Annotated in this window: 17 protein-coding genes and 1 rRNA gene; 11 read left to right on the forward strand and 7 right to left on the reverse strand. The window is 51.7% G+C overall.

Annotated elements, in window-relative coordinates; genetic code table 11:
- Window positions 1–113 (forward strand): 5S ribosomal RNA (gene rrf / locus PHE17_RS09650); the annotation flags it as partial.
- A 111-nt stretch (window positions 114–224) separates the two neighbouring features.
- On the opposite strand, the gene argA is transcribed toward rrf, so the two are convergent.
- Genes argA through PHE17_RS09670 form a run of 4 tightly spaced genes read right to left on the reverse strand, consistent with a single transcriptional unit; the run spans window position 225 to window position 3,965 of the window.
- Window positions 225–1,505 carry an amino-acid N-acetyltransferase gene (argA, locus tag PHE17_RS09655; RefSeq protein ID WP_301015638.1) on the reverse strand — a complete coding sequence of 427 codons (1,281 nt, stop codon included), beginning with the start codon at window positions 1,503–1,505 and terminating at the stop codon, window positions 225–227.
- On the reverse strand, window positions 1,498–2,097 hold the full coding sequence (locus tag PHE17_RS09660) for a phosphoheptose isomerase (RefSeq protein WP_301015639.1): 600 nt from the start codon (window positions 2,095–2,097) through the stop codon (window positions 1,498–1,500). Before PHE17_RS09660 ends, argA begins: the two co-directional genes overlap by 8 nt.
- Window positions 2,098–2,101: 4 nt before the next feature.
- Complete coding sequence (locus PHE17_RS09665; RefSeq protein WP_363320095.1) at window positions 2,102–2,500, reverse strand: YraN family protein; 399 nt, start codon at window positions 2,498–2,500, stop codon at window positions 2,102–2,104.
- Entirely contained in the window at window positions 2,457–3,965 is a 1,509-nt protein-coding gene (locus tag PHE17_RS09670) for a penicillin-binding protein activator (RefSeq protein ID WP_301015640.1), read from the reverse strand. The genes PHE17_RS09665 and PHE17_RS09670 overlap by 44 nt, the downstream gene beginning before the upstream one ends.
- 140 nt (window positions 3,966–4,105) lie before the next feature.
- Here PHE17_RS09670 and rsmI point away from each other — a divergent pair, with 140 nt between their 5' ends.
- Complete coding sequence (rsmI, locus tag PHE17_RS09675; RefSeq protein ID WP_301015641.1) at window positions 4,106–4,960, forward strand: 16S rRNA (cytidine(1402)-2'-O)-methyltransferase; 855 nt, start codon at window positions 4,106–4,108, stop codon at window positions 4,958–4,960.
- On the opposite strand, the gene PHE17_RS09680 is transcribed toward rsmI, so the two are convergent.
- Window positions 4,957–5,532: a DUF2058 family protein gene (locus tag PHE17_RS09680; protein WP_301015642.1), complete on the reverse strand. Its 576-nt coding sequence runs from the start codon at window positions 5,530–5,532 to the stop codon at window positions 4,957–4,959. The two genes, rsmI and PHE17_RS09680, sit on opposite strands and share 4 nt — an antisense overlap.
- Window positions 5,533–5,634: 102 nt before the next feature.
- On the opposite strand from PHE17_RS09680, the gene ppa reads away from it, so the two are divergent.
- From ppa to PHE17_RS09725, 9 genes are all read left to right on the forward strand, one after another.
- Window positions 5,635–6,192 (forward strand): inorganic diphosphatase, encoded by a 558-nt coding sequence (gene ppa, locus PHE17_RS09685; protein WP_301015643.1) that lies wholly within the window; start codon window positions 5,635–5,637, stop codon window positions 6,190–6,192.
- Window positions 6,193–6,280: 88 nt separating this feature from the next.
- On the forward strand, window positions 6,281–8,269 hold the full coding sequence (gene mrdA, locus PHE17_RS09690) for a penicillin-binding protein 2 (protein WP_301015644.1): 1,989 nt from the start codon (window positions 6,281–6,283) through the stop codon (window positions 8,267–8,269).
- Window positions 8,262–9,380 carry a rod shape-determining protein RodA gene (gene rodA / locus PHE17_RS09695; protein ID WP_301015645.1) on the forward strand — a complete coding sequence of 373 codons (1,119 nt, stop codon included), beginning with the start codon at window positions 8,262–8,264 and terminating at the stop codon, window positions 9,378–9,380. The genes mrdA and rodA overlap by 8 nt, the downstream gene beginning before the upstream one ends.
- Window positions 9,381–9,420: 40 nt before the next feature.
- Window positions 9,421–10,596: a lytic murein transglycosylase B gene (gene mltB / locus PHE17_RS09700; protein ID WP_301015646.1), complete on the forward strand. Its 1,176-nt coding sequence runs from the start codon at window positions 9,421–9,423 to the stop codon at window positions 10,594–10,596.
- 71 nt (window positions 10,597–10,667) lie between these two features.
- On the forward strand, window positions 10,668–11,561 hold the full coding sequence (locus PHE17_RS09705) for a septal ring lytic transglycosylase RlpA family protein (RefSeq protein WP_301015647.1): 894 nt from the start codon (window positions 10,668–10,670) through the stop codon (window positions 11,559–11,561).
- Between the two features lie 62 nt (window positions 11,562–11,623).
- Window positions 11,624–12,964, forward strand: a complete 1,341-nt coding sequence (locus tag PHE17_RS09710; RefSeq protein ID WP_301015648.1) for a D-alanyl-D-alanine carboxypeptidase family protein — start codon at window positions 11,624–11,626, stop codon at window positions 12,962–12,964.
- Window positions 12,964–13,254, forward strand: coding sequence for a DUF493 domain-containing protein (locus PHE17_RS09715; RefSeq protein ID WP_301015649.1), 291 nt, complete (start codon window positions 12,964–12,966; stop codon window positions 13,252–13,254). The genes PHE17_RS09710 and PHE17_RS09715 overlap by 1 nt, the downstream gene beginning before the upstream one ends.
- On the forward strand, window positions 13,242–13,895 hold the full coding sequence (gene lipB, locus PHE17_RS09720) for a lipoyl(octanoyl) transferase LipB (protein ID WP_363320096.1): 654 nt from the start codon (window positions 13,242–13,244) through the stop codon (window positions 13,893–13,895). Before PHE17_RS09715 ends, lipB begins: the two co-directional genes overlap by 13 nt.
- A gap of 337 nt (window positions 13,896–14,232) precedes the next feature.
- On the forward strand, window positions 14,233–14,376 hold the full coding sequence (locus PHE17_RS09725; RefSeq protein WP_301015650.1) for a hypothetical protein: 144 nt from the start codon (window positions 14,233–14,235) through the stop codon (window positions 14,374–14,376).
- A 145-nt stretch (window positions 14,377–14,521) separates the two neighbouring features.
- Here PHE17_RS09725 and PHE17_RS09730 read toward each other — a convergent pair whose 3' ends face one another.
- Window positions 14,522–15,799, reverse strand: a complete 1,278-nt coding sequence (locus tag PHE17_RS09730; protein WP_301015651.1) for an HlyD family type I secretion periplasmic adaptor subunit — start codon at window positions 15,797–15,799, stop codon at window positions 14,522–14,524.
- Window positions 15,800–15,859: 60 nt separating this feature from the next.
- Entirely contained in the window at window positions 15,860–17,998 is a 2,139-nt protein-coding gene (locus PHE17_RS09735) for a peptidase domain-containing ABC transporter (RefSeq protein ID WP_301015652.1), read from the reverse strand.
- Window positions 17,999–18,020 lie beyond the last annotated feature (22 nt).

The raw sequence follows: 18,020 nt of genomic DNA on the forward strand, positions 1-18,020 counted from the left end.
GGTGTCCATAGAGCTGTGGAACCACCTGATCCCATCCCGAACTCAGAAGTGAAACGCAGCATCGCCGATGGTAGTGTGGGGTCTCCCCATGTGAGAGTAGGTCAACGCCAGGCGCTAATCTGAAAGCCCCGCTTACGTGATCCGTAACGCGGGGCTTTTTTTTGCCTGCATTTTGATGCTCCTGCGGTGCTGGAAAGTCCGAATCAGTGGGCCAGAAATCTACTTCAAGCCAGTTTCTTGAATAGAACCTGTGAGTTGCGTTGGTAGTTGTACAGTGATTTCTTGTTAGTAGGTAGTTCATTAACGCTACCTTTCTCAAATCCCCGCTCCCGAAACCAATCTGTTGTCTGTGTGGTTAACACTAACAGGCGGGCTTTACCTTGCGTGTGTGCGAGCTGGGCAATGTGGCGGAATAGTTTATCGCCACGATTACCGCCGCGATACTCGGGGTTTACGGCAAGGCAAGCAAGCTCGGCAATATTCGGATTGTCGGTGTTGTAAAGTGCGACACAGGCAATGATTTTCTGGTCGCGCACGATCACGTGGAAGTTATTAATTTCCAGTTCCAGTTGCTCGCGGGAACGTTTGATAAGAGTGCCGATACTTTCGAGTGGATGGATCAGGTCAAGGATGCCGCTAATGTCTTCTACGGTTGCGGCGCGTAAGTGCTCGAATTGCTTGGCAGAAATGAGGCTACCTACACCGTCGCGGGTGTAGAGTTCCAGCAGAAGTGCCCCATCAGTGGCGGCATTCAGTAGGTGGACGCGCTCAATATCGCCATCCAGCAGAATTTTAGCGATTTTCTTCAGGAAGGTGGATGCAGTTGCATTGGCTTCAATTTGGGATGCGGTAATTTCGTGCGGTAGGTGCGCATCGTTGTCATTGATGAAAATGATTTTATCCGCATTGAGCGCTTTCGCCGTGCTGAGGGCAACGTGCTCGTAATCGAGGTTATAGACTTCCCCGCTCGGTGAATAGCCGATGGGCGACATCAGGACAATATTTTTGTTGTCCAGTTGTTGTGCAATGAACGGGTGGGCAATGCGGCGGATTTTGCCAGTGTAGCCATAGTCAACGCCGTCAATGATACCCAACGGTTGGGCTGTAATGTAGTTACCGGAACTGACGCCTATGCTGTTGTTAGGTAGGTTGGGTTGGTTTAAGGCGTGGCTGAGCAGGTTTTCGATGGTAATGCGTAAGTAGCCGATCGCTTCTTGGATGAGTGGAATATCGCCCGGTTCGGTGACGCGGATGTTGTGGTGGAAGCGGGACTTGCGTCCGACGATTTCCAAGCGCTTGTTAATTTGTGAGCGCGTACCGTGCACGATCACAATGCGGCTGCCGAGTGCCGAGATGGTGGCAATGTCTTGGATTAACTGGGGAAAAAGCGCTTGTTCCACCACTTCGCCGGGAAACGCGACGACAAAGGTTTTGCCGCGATGTTTGTGGATGTAAGGGCTGGCTTCGCGGAGTAGGTGGACACTATTGCATTTTTGGTCAGTCATGGCTTGTCGAGTTTAGCAGCATTTGGTCTACGAGGTCGCAGATGCAGTGGATCAGCAGCAGGTGGGTTTCCTGTATGCGTGCGGTGCTGTCAGCAGGTACACGCAATTCAATGTCGCCGACTTGCAGGCAGTCTTTCATGCTGCCACCCGCTTTGCCGCTGAGGGCGATGATATTCATACCGCATTGGTGGGCGGCTTCGATAGCGCGGTTGACGTTGGTTGAATTGCCGCTGGTGGAAATGGCAAGCAGCACGTCGCCCTTGCGCCCTAATGCTTCGACTTGGCGGGCGAAAATACGCTCGTAACTGTAGTCGTTGGCAATGGAGGTGAGGGTGGATGTGTCGGTGGTCAGGGCAATGGCGGGCAAACCTTTGCGTTCCATTTCGAAGCGGTTGAGCATTTCGGAGGAAAAATGTTGCGCATCGCCTGCGGAGCCACCATTGCCGCAACTGAGGACTTTATTGCCTTGTTGCATGGCGTTGAAAACCAATTGTGCGGCGGCGAAGATTGGCTCTTGCAGCAATGCCAGCGCTTTTTGTTTGGTTTCGATACTGGCAGCGAAGTGTTGCTGGATGCGTGTGCGTAAGTTCATGTGTTTAGCCCAAGTCGAAGGCGTTCTTGATCCACTGTATGCCATCGTCGCCTTCAACAGCAATGACATCGAAACGCGCCTGTGTGTCAGGGGCGCGGTATTGCAGGTAATGTTGTGCAGTGCGGATGATACGCGCTTGTTTGCGTGGGTCAATACTGAGCAAAGCACCACCGTAGCGTTGGGTTTTGCGGTAGCGGACTTCGATGAAAACGATAATTGCGCCGTCACGCATGATCAGGTCGATTTCACCCGTGCGCAGGCGGTAATTCTGGTGCAGCAGCTTTAAACCGTTGGCCTGCAAATGCTTGCAGGCCAGTTGTTCGGTATTTTCGCCGCGTTGTAGGTGGGCGGCTTTCGGCTTACTGTCCAAGTGGACGTGGGAGGCCGTTGGCAAAGGTGGCAAGCAGCAAGCTGCGTTGGATTTGGCGGTTGCCAGTCAGGCTGATGTTGCCGGTTTTGCCATTGACCCTTGCGCTGGGGTTACGGGCGATGCTCGGCAGGTTTTTGGCAATCAGGAAGGCGTCCATCCCCAGAGCGAACATGCGTGGGTAGGTGGAGTTGTTAAGGCTGCCTGCTTGCATACTTTCGATAACCCATGGGATTTCGGTATAGATGATGCCATCAAGGTCGGCGTCTTTGCCCGGATCAGTGCGTCCAGAGAAAACGTGTGAAGTGGCATAGACTGGCAGTGAGGCAGCTTGTGCGTTCAGCAATGGGCGCAATAAACGCGCTTGGCTAGGGGATGCTGCCAAGAATACCATGCTGGCGCGTCCCTGTGCGGCGTTTACCGCATTTTGCACATCTTGCACATAACTGCCTGACGGGGTGTCAGCGTATTGCTGGGTGGCAACAATTTGCCCGCCTTTGCTTTGGTAAGCGGCGCGGAATGCACCAGCGATCCGGTCGCCCCAACTGGAGGCGGGCGCTAAAATGATGGCGCTGCGTTGACCGCGTGCGGCAGTAAATTCAGCGACTTGGCGAGCTTCGTCTTCCGGCAGTAGGCCAAATTGATACAGTGCGCCCGGAATATTGCGGGTGCTGGTGAGGTAGTTAAGGCTCAGGATAGGCCGGGAAAGCATTTGCGGTTGCGCAAGCAATTGCGACAAGGAGTCTTTATCCAACGGGCCAACGATAATATCCGCACCTTCGGCAACGGCTTTTTGGTACTGCGCAACTGCGCCACCCGTACTGACATCGTACAGTTGTACGGTGGTATCGCCACCCAGACCGCTACGGGCTGATTGAATTCCTTGAATAATGTCTTGGCTGACGCCGCCTAGTGCCCCGGATTGCGGTAACAGCACGGCAACACGGTTAACAGACGTGGGAATCAGCGCGGCTTGTACATTCGTGCTGCTGCCTTTGCCACCTGCGGCTTGGGCGCGGGTACGCACGTGTTGTACTTTTTCCCGTAAAGCCGGGGAAAGCCCATTCAGGTCAGTTGGTAAGGAACGCAATGCCAGATCAGGATTTTGCTGTTGCAAGGCAAGTAGTGCTTTGACGTAAGCGTAACGTCCACGGTTTTCACCATCCAAAGCGCTATCCGGGATGCGGTCAAGGTAACTGTTGGTTAATCCGGGATCGCCAATGGATGCGGTAATTTCAGCGGCTTGCAGGATAACCCGTTCACGCTGCGGGGATGGGTAACTGGTCGCAGCGCGGTAGTAGCTTTCAGCAGCTTCGCGTTTCTTGCCCTGTTTGAGCAATTCGTTGGCTTGCTGGATGGTAACATCACCCGGTTGGGCAGTATTGACGGCGGCATCATCCATGAATGCCGGGGTAGAGCAACCCTGTAGCAGCAGGAGCGCTGCGGTGAGTAATGCACTGTAAATACACTTCATAGTTCCGTTATGAAATTTTTTTTGCATGGCTAAGCATCCCGATTCTGTATTGTCAGACTTGTTTGGCGGAAAAACTATAACATGCTTTTTTCACGTGCGCTGCTTGGGTTTGGTGCAAAACGTGGGATTTTGGAGTTAAATGTTGGTTTTTCGCGAGCGAAGGTCTAATGCCGGAAGGTATCTTATATTGTGTTGCCACGCCCATCGGGAATCTGGAAGACATTACGGCGCGGGCGTTGCGTATCCTATCGGAGGTCGATAAGGTTTACGCCGAAGATACGCGCGTAACCCGACGGCTTTTTGCGCATTTCGGCATACAAAACCAATTGGAAAGCCTGCACGACCACAATGAGGCCAGCCGGGTAGAAAATATCCGTCAGGAACTGGAACAGGGTATGCGTGTGGCGCTGGTGAGTGATGCCGGAACGCCATTGATCAGTGATCCGGGCTACAAACTGGTACATGCATTGGGTAATGCCGGTTGTAAAGTTGTGCCGATACCGGGGGCAAGTGCGTTGGTGGCGGCGCTGTCGGCGGCGGGTTTGCCAACTGACCGTTTTGCCTTTGAAGGGTTTTTGCCCGCCAAGCCTGCTTCCCGCCGAAAAGTGTTGGAAGGGCTGGAAAAGGAAGCACGTACCTTGGTGTTTTACGAATCTAGCCACCGGGTTGCTGATTTCCTGCTCGACCTGTCGGTAGTCTTTGGTAACAGCCGCCAAGTAGTGGTGTTGCGCGAGCTGACCAAGCTGTATGAAAGCATTTATCGCGGTACGGCGGACAGTATCTTGCAGTTTATGCAGGCAGACTCGGATCGCTCACGCGGAGAATTCGTGGTGGTGGTGGAAGGCAAGCCCGTGTCGTCGGATGCGAATGGACAAGAAGCGTTGGCGGCGGATAAGGTGCTGGATATTTTATTGGAAGACCTCCCGGTTAAACAGGCAGCAGCGATTGCCGCGCGTCTAACCGGCCTGCCGAAAAACCAGTTGTATCGGCAGGCGCTGGAAAGGCAAGAGGGCGATGTTTAGTTGGCGGAATTTTCTTCCGCGTGGTTAATAACCACAAGCTTAGTTGGGTCAAGCGCCAGTAATTGTTGCGCAATATCGCGCGAAATTAGGCAACGTTTGCCTTCCATGAAGGTGATCGCCAGTTCGCCGCTTGCCAGTTGTTCCTGTTGCTGTTCGGTGACGTACAGGTATTTGATGTTGTCGCCAACCACGAAGTTGTAGCGGATTTCAGCATCATCAATGTTCAGCAGGTTGGTGCTGAGCAAGGTGCGGACTTGCTCACGGGTTTGTTTCTTGAGGGCCGCGCGTTCACGGGCGATGCGTTCTGCTTCGGCACGCTCTGTGCGTTCCAGTTGCTCGCGTTCCTTGTAGAATTGCTCTAGGTCGGATGCCTGTTTGACAGGCTTGCTGACAGCCGGTTTTGCAGGGCGCGGTGCTGCTGCCTCGGGGGCTGGCGGCGGGCGTTTAGGGGCGGGTTTCCCCTTGGCCTGCGGTTTGCCAGTGTGTTTGGGCTTGGGTTGGTTAGCCTGCTCGACTTGTTCTTGTGTGACTAAGCCAGCTTTGAGTAATTGGTCGCGAAGTGATAGTGCCATGTTTTTTATGGGTGACTGTTAAATGTTGCAATGCAAGATGGTGTACCCGCTAGGGAGTGGCGTTATAATACTTCGATTTTTAGCCATCAAGTAGAGAAAATCATGAATATTGATAAAATCCCCGCTGGAAATGATGTTCCTGATAACGTAAATGTTATCATTGAAATCCCGGCGCTCTCCACGCCTGTCAAATATGAGTTGGACAAGTCGAGTGGCGCATTGTATGTAGACCGTTTCATGTCTACCCCGATGTTTTACCCTGCTAACTATGGGTTTATTCCGCATACGTTGGCACTGGATGGGGATCCGACTGACGTGTTGGTGGTGACTCCAACCCCATTGATGCACGGTTGCGTAATTCCTGTGCGTCCAGTCGGTATGTTGAAAATGTCGGATGAGTCCGGCGTTGATGCGAAAATTGTTGCGGTTCCTGCTTACCACTTGTCTGCGGGTTATCGTCACATTGAGTCTTACACACAGTTGCCTAGCCTGCTGATGCAGCAAATCCAGCACTTCTTTGAACGTTACAAAGAATTGGAACCGGGCAAGTGGGTGACTGTGGATGGTTGGGCAGATGTAGCCGAGGCGAAAGCCGAGATTCTTGCCAGTATCCAGCGTTATGACGAGAGTGAACATTCTTCAGAAGACTATTTAGTCTAATGCATTCCTGCGCTGTTGCGTCTGAGGGCGCAACAGTGTGGGTAGATAAATTTTATTAATTACAATTGGCACACAGTTATAACAATTCATGGGTGAACGTCTTTCCATAAAAACCGAACGCGATGAGCAGAATCTGTTCAATGTCCGCATCATCGTCGCTGCGGTGTTGATCCTGTTCGCCCTAGTGGGGATCACCGTGCGTGCCTACCACTTGCAGGTTATTGAGCACGACAAGTACGCAGAGTTGTCACGCGAACATTACCAGAAACGCATTCCCATCCCTCCGAACCGGGGTCAGATTTATGACCGCAATGGGACGTTGCTGGCGGGCAGCCATATCCAGTACGTGCTGGAAATTGTGCGTGACAGTATTGGCGATGAGAATAATGACGGCAAAACAAACATCAAGGATGTCGAGGGGGTTGTGGGGCGCTTAGGCAAACTCATTCCCCTGACTGAGAAAGATGTGCGTATATTCACACAGGATGTGAAAAAATTTAAATACCAGCCGATTCCCATCAGGGAAAACCTGACTGAGGAAGAGGTGGCGAAATTTTCTGTCAACCGCCCGCGTTTCCCCGGTGTCAATCTGGAAATGCGCATGGAGCGCTATTATCCGTTGCATGAAGTTGCTAGCCATGTGATTGGCTATGTGGGGCGTATTGATGAGGGTGATTTGGAACACCTGAACAAGGACGAATACTTAGGGACTAGCCATATCGGCAAAACGGGAGTCGAGGCTTCCCATGAAGGCCGTTTGCACGGGCAAGCTGGTTATCATTTGGTCGAAGTGGATGCCTATGGTAAGCAACAGTCGGTCATTGATGAAAAAGCCCCGGTGGGTGGTCAGGATTTGTTCCTTGGTTTGGACATCAAAACCCAAATTACTGCCGAAACGTTGTTGAAGGAGGAGGGCAAGGGAGCCATTGTGGCACTTGACCCGCGCACAGGTGAAGTTTTGGCACTGGCGAGTGTGCCGACCTTTGACCCTAACTTGTTCATTGATGGTATTTCGCGCAAGGATTATACCGATTTAAACACTGACCCAGACCGTCCCTTGTACAACCGTGCTTTGCAGGGGGTCTATCCGCCCGGTTCGACCATCAAGCCGATGGCGGGGATGTCAGGGTTGATTAGTGGGATTATGAGCCCCGGCTCGCGCGTCAACGACCCCGGCTTTTTCCGGTTGTCGGGGCAAAAGCATGTGTTCCGTTGCTGGAATAAGCGTGGTCATGGTTCGGTTGACCTGAAGTTGGCAATTACCCAATCTTGCGACACCTATTTTTACACCTTGGCTAACCGTATGGGCATCGACAAGTTTTCGGGCTATATGAAGAGTTTCGGTTTTGGTAAGCCAACGGGTGTGGATATGCCGTCGGAAGCTTCCGGTTTGATGCCTTCCCCTGAATGGAAAGAAAAGCGTTATAAGTCAGCTTGGTATCCGGGCGATACCGTCAGCGTGGGGATCGGGCAGGGTTATTGGCTGGCAACACCCATGCAGTTAGCCCACGCGGCAAGCATCATGGCAAACCGGGGGGTACGGGTGAAACCCCATATTCTGCGTAGTACCCGCATTGCCGCTAACCGCGAGCCTGAACTCATCAAGCCAGAGTATTTGGATGCCGTTAATGCCAATGACAAAGATTGGAGCGTGGTGTTGGCGGGGATGGAGGCAGTCATGATGCCGGGCGGTACGGCGCGGGGTGCGGGGGCTGGGGCAGCTTACCGGATCGCGGGTAAAACGGGGACGGCGCAAGTCTTTGGTTTGGCGGGTGGCTCTTATAACGCCGGGCGTATCGCCAAGCGCTTACGTGACCACGCTTTGTTTGTGGGCTTTGCACCAGCGGATGACCCTAAAATTGCCGTGGGGGTTGTGGTGGAGAATGCTTCGGGTAGCGGTGGGCATACTGCCGCACCGATGGCCCGTAAAGTAATGGATGCGTATTTGCTGAAAAAATACCTTGATGACGCGCCAGTCGAGCCAGAAGTTGAAAAGCAGGGCGCGGACAAACCACCGGCTAACGCCGCAGCGAGTCCTGCTGCCGACGCTGGGGTACAGGATGACCTTCATGATTAATCATATTTTGCCTTATTGGTTGCTCAGAATATTTCATCGGGTTGATGGTGTGTTATTGGCAGCCCTTTCTTTGCTGGTTTTTATGGGCGGGGTAACGCTATACAGCGCTACGGATGCCTACAATGACCCGACGCAACTGTACCGGCAGGGGGTGCATTTCCTGATTGGCCTAAGCTTGATGGTGATTTTTTCCCAGATACGTAGCAAAACGCTACGGCAATGGGCCATCTGGTTGTACGGTGCTGGCGTTTTCTTGCTGATCTTGGTGTTGCTGGTGGGGGTCTCCAAGAAAGGGGCGCAACGCTGGTTGTATATCGGGGTTGACATCCAGCCTGCTGAAATCATGAAGTTGGCAGTGCCGATGATGATTGCCTATTATTTTTCCGAGAAGCCCTTGCCGCCACGATTTATTGATGTGGTGATTGCGCTGGTGTTGGTGTTCGTCCCCATGTTGTTGATTATGAAGCAGCCGGATTTGGGGACTTCCTTGCTGATTGCGACTTCAGGCTTTTTCGTGATCTATTTGGCGGGGCTTTCATGGTGGTTGATTGGTGGTGCGGTGGTTTTGGTGTCGATTGCCGCGCCGTTGATGTATTTTTTCGGGATGCACGATTACCAGCGTAAGCGCATCGACGTTTTATTGAATCCTGAATCCGATACCTTGGGAACTGGATACCACATTTACCAGTCAAAGATTGCGATTGGTTCCGGTGGGGTTTACGGGAAAGGCTGGATGCATGGCGACCAGTCCCATTTGGATTTCTTACCAGAGCGGCATACCGACTTCATTTTTGCGGTCTTTGGTGAAGAATTCGGGCTGATGGGCAATCTGGTGCTGATGGGGCTTTACCTGTTTATCATTTGGCGTGGCTTGTATATCGCCATCAAAGGGGAAGATACGTTTGCCCGCTTGCTTGCCGGAAGCCTGAGCATGACATTTTTCTTTTATCTGTTTGTGAATACCGGCATGGTCAGCGGGCTGCTCCCCGTGGTCGGTGTCCCGCTTCCCCTGATCAGTTATGGGGGAACGTCGGTGGTGACGTTGATGGTGGCTTTTGGCATCATCATGGGGATGAAACGGCGCAAACGGGTTTATCAACAGGAGAACTGAGAAGGGAATTTCGGTTACTTCTTCCAACTAGGAGATTGAGATGGGGGACGTATACGATTTGCAGCAGTGGGGGAAACGCGCACGTTATCTCGCTGCTGGCGCTTTGATCGGTTTTTCTTTAGTCGCGTGCACCACAGGCTCAGGGCCGGTGCAATTGCCTTGGGTTTTGCAACCGCCTGCCGTGCCTAGTGGTCAGGCTACTTCCCCGCCCACGTCCCCCGGCGTTGTTACGCCACCTCGCAGTAACCCTAACGTTCCGCCGAGGCAATTGCCCCAAACGAATTATCCACCCGGTTTGCATGGCGATTATGCGAATTACCCGGGGATGCGCGAGTTTATTGGTAAGATGAGCAGCCAACACGGTTTTAACCGCGCGTTTCTGGAGCAGACATTTTCGGGGGTGCGGCGTGACCAGCAGGCGCTGGTGAAGGTGGGCGCACCTGCCGAAGGCCAAGGCTGGCGGGCTTACCGGCCTATTTTCCTGACGGAAGAGCGCATCAACGGCGGGGTGGATTTCTGGAACCGCAATGGCGCATTACTGGATGGCGCTGCCCGCCAATACGGGGTTGATCCTGAATACTTGGTTGCCATTATTGGCGTAGAAACCCAATACGGGAAAAACACGGGTGCGCACAATGTGTTGCAGGCATTGACCACTTTGAGTTTTGATTACCCACGCAGGGCTGATTTCTACCGTAAGGAATTGGAGCAATTCCTGTTGTTGGTGCGGGAAGAAAAAGTCCGTCCGCAGATTTTCAGTGGTTCTTATGCGGGTGCGATGGGGCTGGGGCAATTCATTTCCAGCAGCTACCGCACTTACGCCGTTGATGGCAACCGCGATGGCAAACGGGATATGTGGAACCCACAGGATGCTGTTCCCAGCGTTGCCAATTACTTCTCCCGCAATGGCTGGAAGCGTGGCGGCGGGGTAGCAGTGCCAGCGTATGTTTCCGGTGGTGGCTATGCTAGACTCGCTGAAACAACCGCCAAAAAACCTTCCCATTCGTTGGGGGAATTGGCAAGTGCCGGTGTTAGGCCGCAGGGGGCGATCAACTCGGCGCGTGTCAGCCTGCTCAAGCTGGAAGGCAGTACCGATGAGTATTGGGTCGGTGGCGAAAATTTTTACGTGATTACCCGCTACAATCCCAATGTTAAATATGCGATGGCTGTCCATCAGTTGGCGCAGGCGATCCGTAAGCGTAAGTTTGGTTTTTGATGTTTATAATTAAAGCTGCCCTGCAATAGGCGGGGCAGTAAGTTTGTTGGGCAACAAGAAGCGGCAAAAATATGATGACAATAAATTGGCTGCGTCCGGGAGTTCTGCTGGCTTCCGTCACGCTGGGGTTAGTGGCTTGTAGTGGCAATATGACGACTGATGAAGGTAGTTCTGTTGCGGGTACGGGCAAAGGTGAAGCAGGTTTTGAGGCGCGTAGTGCTTGTGGGAATGACCCCTCTTATACGATACAGGGGAAATCTTACAAGGTACTGGATACGGCATCCGGCTATGCGGAAACGGGTACAGCAGCATGGTACGGTGCTGAATACCAAGGTACACAAACGGCGGGTTGCGAAACTTTCGATATGTATGCGTATTCCGCCGCTCATCGGACGTTACCGCTGCCTAGTTTTGTGCGTGTTACCAATCAGCAGAACGGGCAGAATATCATTGTACGGGTTAACGACCGGGGGCCGTTTGATAGCAATGATTTGATCCAGCTTTCGTTCGCGGCAGCTAATGCCTTGGGAATACGTAGCAGTGCCGGTGCGCCGGTTAAAGTGGAAGCCTTATCACCGGATCAATTCAAAGGCCAACTTCCAGCGGAAGCACTGGCTAGCGGAGGTGGTTCGCAGGATGGGCGCTCTTTGGATGGAGGCCACACCTCCAGTGACGCGATTAGTGCGTTAAAGCGCCAAAAAGCATTGGCAGAAAAGTCGGTGGATAAGTCCAAAACCTACTATGTTGTAGCAGGTACATGGCCTGAACAGGGTGAGGCGATTGATATGTTTGTGCGCCTGACTTCGGTTGGCTTGGCGAAAACAGAGATGGCGACAGCTCAAGAAAAGGGCAAAACGATCCATCAAATTAGAATTGGGCCACTGTATAATCAAGATCAGATTGATAACGTGAAAGACACGTTAGTAAGTAACGGGCTGGCAAGTTTCCGGGTGGTTGCCCAGTAATTGCCGTGTCCGTTACCATTACGTGTTTATTTGATGAACCCATGTCAGTGAAAGGACTGTCCATGCGTACAAGGATGCTGAAACCATTATTACTGGTACTGCTGTTGCTCGGCAATGTGGCGTTTGCCGCACCGGAAAAGAAGGCGGAAGCTAAAATGCCTGCCCCTGCTGCGGTTACTGCGCCACCGGCAACTGCCGCTGCTGCACCAGCGCCAGCGGCAAGTGCCCCGGCAGAAACGGCGGCAAGTACACCGGAGGACGGTGCGCCGACGGGTGTATCGACTGCGCCTTACAACGACCCCGCCACCCCGCCGGAATTCATCGCGCTTGCACCGGGTTTGCCGGAAATTGAGGCTAAAAGTTACCTGCTGGTGGATTTCCAAAGCGGTGACGAGTTGGCAGGTGGCAATCCGGGGATGTTGGTGGAACCCGCCAGTATCACCAAACTGATGACCGCTTACATCATTTATCAGGAACTGGGTAAAGGTACGGTCAAGCTGACGGATGAGGTGCTGGTCAGCGAAAAAGCGTGGAAGATGGAAGGTTCGCGCATGTTTATCGAATTGGGTAAAAAAATCGAATTCGAGAAGCTGTTAAAAGGGATGATCATCCAGTCCGGCAATGATGCGGCAATGGCATTGGTGGAACACGTTGCGGGGAGTGAGGACGCTTTCGTCAAACGCATGAATGATACTGCTGCCCAGCTCGGCATGAAAAACACCCATTTCATGAACGCTACGGGCTGGCCTGCCCAAAACCATTACACCACCGCGCGTGACATCGTGAAATTGGCGAAGGCGCTGATTAACGATTTCCCAGAATGGTACAAGTTGGACTCTGAGAAAGAGTTTTCCTACAACAATATCAAGCAGCAGAACCGTAATAAGTTGTTGTGGCGTGACCCGACGGTGGACGGGATGAAAACCGGGCATACTGAATCTGCGGGTTTCTGTCTGGTGGCTTCCGCCAAACGTGACAATATGCGCCTGATTTCGGTGGTGCTGGGAACCAAGAGTGAGGATGCGCGGGCGGATGTCAGCCAGAAATTGCTCGAATACGGCTACCGCACCTTTGAAACCCACAAGCTGTACGGTGCTGGCTCAGTGCTTTCCAGCGTGCGTGTGTGGAAAGGCGATAAAACCGAAGTGCCCGCTGGTGTGACTTCCGACCTGTTTGTGAGCATCCCAAAAGGCCGTTACGACCAGCTCAAAGGCGGAATGCAGCTTGATAAAGGTGTCGATGCCCCCATTAAACGGGGTGACGCACTCGGCAAGATCATTATCAGTGATCAGGAACAGGGTAAGGTCATCAAGGAAATTCCGTTGCTGGCGCTGGATGATGTCGAAGAAGGCGGCTGGTGGCGCAATATTGTGGATAGCATACAAAAGGTGTTTGAAGACTAATGGAAACGGGCGATCATTTCGGTAAACGTGATGACTTGGTGTTGGAATTTCCCTGTGATTTTCCTATCAAGGTAGTGGGACGCACGGATGTTGAGTTCCATGCACAGGTTTGTACGATTGCCAGCCGTCATGATGATTGCTTTAGCGTTGAAACCAGCCTGCAATACCGCCACAGTTCCACCGGCAAATACCAAAGCCTGACGCTGAACCTCCGTGCCACCAGCAAGGAACAGATCAACGCGGTCTATCAGGATTTGAAGGCTTGCGAGCTGGTATTGTGGGCCTTGTAGAAGAACTCGCGCCAGTCACCTTACGCATCCGGGTGTTAGGACAGGTAGATTATCTGCCTGTCTGGCAAGAGATGCAGGCATTCACCCGCAACCGCACTGCCGATACCCCCGATGAAGTCTGGCTTGTCCAGCACCCTCCCGTTTTTACCTTAGGCCGTAATGGCAAGATGGAGCATGTGCTTGCGCCCGGTGATATTCCCGTTGTGCCGATTGACCGGGGGGGGCAAGTGACCTATCACGGGCCGGGGCAATTGGTGGCCTACCTGCTGCTGGATATTCGCCGTAGCGGTTTGGGCGTGCGCGAACTGGTGATGCGCATTGAACAATCCATTATCACGTTGCTGTCCCATTACGGCATTACGGCGGAAGGGGATCGGGAGGCGCCGGGTGTCTACGTGCAGGGCAGTAAGATCGCGGCCTTGGGCTTGCGTGTTACCAAGGGCTGCACTTACCACGGTTTGAGCTTGAATGTGGATATGGATTTGGAACCGTTTCAGCGGATTAACCCGTGTGGGTATGCAGGGTTGCAGGTGACGCAGTGCAAGGATTTGGGGATTGGGCAAACCCCGTTTGAGCTTGCCGGGGAGTTGTGTGAGTGTTTGGCGGCGCAACTGGGGTATGGTGCGTTGGAATGGTGTTGAGTTATTGCCACAGGTGTTGAAATTGCCTTGTTGATTGGACGTGCTGACGGCTCGTTGTAGGCTATCAAAATCAAAAGTTCACTCTCGGCAAAGGTGGTACGGGGTTTTTACAGCGCTTGCGAAGACCTTAAACCCTGCGGGCTTGTGGCGTTTATGCGGGCGATGACCGCTACCCGATTGCGGAGGGCGTGGAGGCGATCGGCATCCGAGATATGGTGTTGGAGTTATTGACGGATGATGCTTTGCCGTAACGGGGGATGCACGACCCCGCATTAGCAAATCACACTGGAACTGGATGTGCTTGATCACTTCGGCATCCATCGTCTGGTGGGTGAGCTTGCCCAGACACCAACGTCATTTGTTTGATACGCTCTACCATGTGGTGGCGATCGAATCCAATTCCCTACTGGTCACTGCGGACGAAAAATATTGGCAGAAAGTCAAGGTGGGTGGGCATACCGAATTGCTACGAAATTTCTGACCATTGGAAAAAGCTCCCCTCCTCACCGCTCCCTGCGCTATGCCACGACAAGAAGGGGTTTTGGGTGAGGAGTTTAAAAGTGTGCTTGTCCTCTTAACATTTCCCGGCAAGGGTTGGATGGTGATTCACGATCGAACATTACAAGTTATGGTTCTTTGATACTCTCATCCAGTGCCTTGAGCAAGGGGTCAAGGAAGTAGCGTATCACCCGCCGCTTACCCACATTGATTTCGACAACAACAGTCATTCCCGGAATCAGGCGGTAATGAGCCGGGGTGGGGTGCAGGTTAGTATCAGCCAGACCCACTTTGAGCCTGTAAACAACACCGACATTTTTACCATCAGTAGGTTGTGCAGAGGCTTGGGTCACGAAAGAGTCCCCACTGATGGTTTTTACATAGCCTTTCAACGTCCCATATTGCTGGAAAGGCCACGCATCCAATTTGATACGGGCAGTCTGCTGGTCTTGGATTTTGCCAATATCAGCACTACTCACTTCAATTTCTGCATCCAAATACTTGTCAATCGGCACTAGCGTCAACAGTGTTTCGGCTTCTTTTATCACCGCTCCTGTTGAAACCTTCGCCACATCTAAGACAATCCCATCATTGGGGGATTTGAGTGTATCCAAATCATGGATATGCTCTGCCTTTTCAAGCTGGGACAGCAAATCAGCCAATTCCTTTTGTGATGATGCCAAATCCTGGGTAGCCACTGCCGCATAGCCGGATTTATAAGCCGAGAAATCTGCTTGTGCAACCTGCAATGCCTCTTTTATTTCTTGGTTAGTATTTATCAAGCGGTCATAGGTATTGGATTTATCAAGATACTCCTTGTGTGCTGTTAAATAAGCAAGGTGGCTTATTTTTTTTCCATCCTTATAGAGTTTGGCGTGCATGGCATCAATTTTTTGGGCATTGCTTTTTTGTTCTAATGCCTGCTCTTGATCCCGTTGGTTGGTTACGAGGCTGGCTTTTAGTTGTTCCACCTTACCTTGAAAAGCTGCTAACTTAGCTTCGTATTCTTGCTTACGCTCCTGATATATCCGGTCTTGCAAGCCATCTTTAATGGCATGGTCGTTGATTCCGGTTTCTCTTTCCAGCCGTGCAAGGCGTGTCCTAACGGAGTCAATCTTGATGTTAAGCTGTTGTACATCAACTTGTGTGAAAGTAGTATCAAGCTCTGCCAATACTTGGCCTTTGCTTACAATATCACCTACCTTGACGTGAATATCCTTAACCATAGAAGTTTTTATGGGCTGGATCAGTAATGGGCGGGCTTGTGTCACTAATTTCCCCCTTGCGAACACAATTTTGTCAACGTCTGCCAGCGAAGCCCACACCACCGCAAGGACGATAGTCGCCACCATTGCATAGAGTGCAAACCTAGCCATAAAGGGTAGGTGGCGCTCATCGACTTCCACTGCATCAGGCTGGAACTCAATCGTTTCTTTGGGTAGACCTGTTCTCTTTTTCATGGGGTATCAACGGTTGTAGCGTGACTGTAATGACCAAAGTTCACTGTAAATGGGGCTTTTATCCAACAATTCATCATGGCTTCCGATGGATTCTATACGCCCTTTGTCAAGGACAATAATACGGTCTGAATTCCGTAATGTGGATAATCGGTGAGCTACGATAATCATCGTGCGCCCTTGGGCTATTTTTTCGAGGTTTTCTTGGATGATATACTCACTTTCCGGGTCAAGTGCAGAAGTGGCCTCATCAAATATCATGATGCGTGGTTTTTTCAACAAGGCTCTGGCGATGGCTAAACGCTGCTTTTGCCCCCCAGATAAGTTAGCCCCATTTTCCTCAAGAACCGTATCGTACCCTTGGGGGAGGTATTGGATAAACTCATCAGCCCCCGCCATTTGTGCGGCTTCAACAATTTCTGAAAAACCCGCTTTGGGATTAGTCATGCCAATGTTTTCGCGCACACTACCGTGAAACAGGAAGTTTTCCTGCAATACGACACCAATACTTCTCCTTAAATGCGCTAGGTCAAGTTCCCTGATGTCTACCCCATCAAAACGGATCAGGCCACTTTGGGGTAAATGTAAACCTTGAATCAGCCGGGTGATGGTGCTTTTGCCCGAGCCAGAACGCCCCACTAACCCAATCACCTCGCCCGTCCTAATGTTGATGCTGATGTCATCTAGCACAGCCTTTCCACCAAGGTCATAGCGGAAAATTACACCCTCAAGCCCAATATCCCCTTTCAAATCTTGGCTTAATGCAGACGCTCCTCCAGTCTTTTCTGACTTCCTGTTCATGATCTCGCCCAACATACGGATAGAAAGGTGTATCTTCTGGTATTCATGGGCTAACTCAACCAGCCTAATTAGCGGGGTACTAACCTTACCTGACAGCATTTGAAAGGCAATCAATGCACCAACTGTCATGCTTCCGCCAATCACATCTTGCGCCCCAAACCACAGGACAGCGACCTGCATCCCATTTTCCAGTGTTTTTGTCATGGATTGGGCAAAGGTTGCCATTTTTTCTACCGAGAAATTGGTGCTTACCGTATTGGCGGCACTTTGATCCCATGTTTTTTGGCGGGCAGGTTCCAATGCCAATGATTTGACCGTGGACATGCCTTGAATAGATTCCACCAGCATTGCTTGCCGTTCCCCTTCCGCCCCATACAATGCCATCAAACGGTGGTAGAAAGGCTTAAGCAACACACCGATAACCACAGCAATCAGCACGGAGAAAACCAATACAACCACCGCAAGCTGGGCACTGTACAGGAACAGGATAGGGACAAACACTAACAAAGCGGTGGCATCCAGCACACTTTCTAGCATATTTCCGGTTAGGAACTCCCGGATTTTCTCGGTTTGCTGCATGTGCTTGGTGACAATGCCCGCGAGGCTCTTTTCAAAGAATGACAAGGGCAAGCTGACCAACTTGGCGAAGGTGCGGGTGGCTAAACGCATGTCAATCTTACTGGTGGCGAACGATAACAGGTAGCCACGCAGGAACTTGAACAACCCTTCAAACAGGACAATAACCACAACACCAATCGTCATGACGTTCAGGGTATTCAGGGTGTGGTTAACCAGAACCTTATCCACCACTGTTTGAAAGTAGAGCGGAATCGCCAGAGCCAATAACTGCATGAACAGCGCAATCAGGACAATTTCTGAAAATAATAACTTTTGGCGGAAAATTTCGGGGGTGAACCAACGTAAACCGAAGTCCATCGCATCAGTGGCGGTTGTGCGTTTTTTCTTGACCAGTATAAGATCGCCGCCCCACACCTTCTGCAAGTTTTCCTTGCTCCAAAACCGAAAAGGTGACTCGCCTTCTTGCACATCAGGGTGATAGCTGACAAGGTGTTGGTCTCCGGTTTGCTCGTCCTCTTCAAATCCTGAAAAAACCAGTGTCTGCCCGTCACGCAAGATTGCTAAGGCGGGATAGGCTGCGCCCATCCGGCTTAAATGTTTCCAACTGAAACGCACCGAACGGGTTTTTAGGTTAAAGTCGTTAAATATACGGGTAATACGTGCAAGGCTGAGATTACCGTCGTCCAGTTGGTATTTATGGGTAAGTTGCCCTTCAGTCACCGGGATTTCGTGGTGAGCGAGGATGGCAAGGAGGTTATTGACTGTCATAGAATAAAGGTGGCAATAGACA

Origin of the sequence: Thiothrix sp., assembly GCF_028714775.1 — a bacterium.
Lineage (GTDB): Bacteria > Pseudomonadota > Gammaproteobacteria > Thiotrichales > Thiotrichaceae > Thiothrix.

Coding starts and splice junctions, on each gene's coding strand:
- argA (WP_301015638.1), bottom strand. CDS start 1,505: ATGACTGACCAAAAATGCAATAGTGTCCACCTACTCCGCGAAGCCAGC.
- PHE17_RS09660 (WP_301015639.1), bottom strand. CDS start 2,097: ATGAACTTACGCACACGCATCCAGCAACACTTCGCTGCCAGTATCGAA.
- PHE17_RS09670 (WP_301015640.1), bottom strand. CDS start 3,965: ATGCAAAAAAAATTTCATAACGGAACTATGAAGTGTATTTACAGTGCA.
- rsmI (WP_301015641.1), top strand. CDS start 4,106: ATGCCGGAAGGTATCTTATATTGTGTTGCCACGCCCATCGGGAATCTG.
- PHE17_RS09680 (WP_301015642.1), bottom strand. CDS start 5,532: ATGGCACTATCACTTCGCGACCAATTACTCAAAGCTGGCTTAGTCACA.
- ppa (WP_301015643.1), top strand. CDS start 5,635: ATGAATATTGATAAAATCCCCGCTGGAAATGATGTTCCTGATAACGTA.
- mrdA (WP_301015644.1), top strand. CDS start 6,281: ATGGGTGAACGTCTTTCCATAAAAACCGAACGCGATGAGCAGAATCTG.
- rodA (WP_301015645.1), top strand. CDS start 8,262: ATGATTAATCATATTTTGCCTTATTGGTTGCTCAGAATATTTCATCGG.
- mltB (WP_301015646.1), top strand. CDS start 9,421: ATGGGGGACGTATACGATTTGCAGCAGTGGGGGAAACGCGCACGTTAT.
- PHE17_RS09705 (WP_301015647.1), top strand. CDS start 10,668: ATGATGACAATAAATTGGCTGCGTCCGGGAGTTCTGCTGGCTTCCGTC.
- PHE17_RS09710 (WP_301015648.1), top strand. CDS start 11,624: ATGCGTACAAGGATGCTGAAACCATTATTACTGGTACTGCTGTTGCTC.
- PHE17_RS09715 (WP_301015649.1), top strand. CDS start 12,964: ATGGAAACGGGCGATCATTTCGGTAAACGTGATGACTTGGTGTTGGAA.
- PHE17_RS09735 (WP_301015652.1), bottom strand. CDS start 17,998: ATGACAGTCAATAACCTCCTTGCCATCCTCGCTCACCACGAAATCCCG.